Genomic DNA, 1,483 nt, shown 5'->3' on the forward strand with positions numbered 1-1,483 from the left:
GATGCTGGCGGGGTCGGTGTGCAGGCCGAAGAAGACGAAGAACACGGCGGCGAACAGGTCCCGCAGCGGCGCCAGCAGACCGTGCGCGCCCTCGGCGACCTCACCGGAGAGCGCGATGCCGACGAGGAACGCGCCCACGGCGGCGGACACCTGGAGCTGCTGGGCGACCCCGGCGACCAGCAGGGTCAGACCGAGGACGACGAGCAGCAGCTTCTCGGGGTCGTCGCTGGAGACGAAGCGGGAGATGTGACGGCCGTAGCGGACGGCGGCCAGGAGGACGAGCCCGGCGACCGTGAGGGCGATCGCCAGAGTGGCACTGCCGGCGGCGAGGCTGGTACCGGCGACGAGCGCGGTGAGGATCGGCAGGTAGACGGCCATGGAGAGGTCTTCCAGGACCAGGATGCTCAGTACGACGGGCGTTTCGCGGTTGCCGAGCCGTCCGAGGTCGCCGAGGACCTTGGCGATGACGCCGGAGGAGGAGATCCAGGTGACGCCGGCGAGTACGACGGCGGCGACGGGGCCCCAGCCGAGCAGCAGTGCCATGGCGGCGCCGGGCAGGGCGTTGAGGGCGGCGTCGACGAGGCCGGCCGGGTACTGGGTCTTGAGGTTGGAGACGAGATCAGTCGCCGTGTACTCCAGCCCGAGCATGAGCAGCAGCAGGATCACGCCGATCTCGGCGCCGATCGCCACGAACTCCTCACTGGTCCCCAGCGGCAGCAGCCCGCCCTCACCGAACGCCAGCCCGGCCAGCAGATACAGCGGTATCGGCGAGAGCCGGAACCGCCCGGCGAACCTCCCCAGCAGCCCCAGCCCGAGGATGATCGCGCCGAACTCGACCAGGAAGACGGCGGAGGAGTGCGTGGTGGACGACTGGGCGAGGAACTGAGCGGCGGACTGCCCTGCGGACTGGGCTGCGGCCTGAGCGGAGGCGTACACGAACCGCTCACTCCCGCCCGAGTATCGCCGCGGCCGCCTCCACACCCTCCCGGGTGCCGATCACGATGAGCGTGTCACCGCCGGCCAGCCGGAAGTCCGGCGTCGGCGACGGAATCGCCTCGGCCCGCCGCAGTACGGCCACGATGGACGCGCCCGTCTCGGTCCGCATCCGGGTGTCGCCCAGCACGCGCCCGTTCCAGTGGGACGTCGACGTCAGCTCGATCCGCTCCGCGACCAGCCCCAGCTCCGTGGTGGACAACAGGTTCGGGCTGTGGTGGTCCGGCGTCAGCGCGTCGACGAGGGCGGTCGCCTCTCCCGACGTCAGCCGCACCGACAGCGCACACGCGTCCGGATCGTCCTGCTGGTACGCGCTCAACGTGCGCGCACCGTCCCGATGGGCGACCACCGAGATCCGCCGCTGCTCCTTGGTCGTGAGGTCGTAACGGACCCCGATCCCCGGCAACGGCGTACTACTGAGGCGCGGAGCACCCACGGCTGGCCCCCTGTCTGATTCGGATATGTCATCGGACAACCGTCGGTGCCACCC

General features: G+C 70.8%; 2 protein-coding genes. Both read right to left on the minus strand.

All coding sequences use genetic code 11. The annotated features are described in order from the left end of the window. On the minus strand, nucleotides 1–840 hold an 840-nt coding region (locus AWZ10_RS28585; protein ID WP_167365997.1), incomplete at its 3' end, for a cation:proton antiporter. Between the two features lie 103 nt (nucleotides 841–943). Continuing rightward, nucleotides 944–1,429, minus strand: a complete 486-nt coding sequence (locus AWZ10_RS28590; RefSeq protein WP_060891188.1) for a cation:proton antiporter regulatory subunit — start codon at nucleotides 1,427–1,429, stop codon at nucleotides 944–946. Nucleotides 1,430–1,483 lie beyond the last annotated feature (54 nt).

Origin of the sequence: Streptomyces europaeiscabiei, from assembly GCF_001550375.1 — a bacterium.
Lineage (GTDB): Bacteria > Actinomycetota > Actinomycetes > Streptomycetales > Streptomycetaceae > Streptomyces > Streptomyces europaeiscabiei.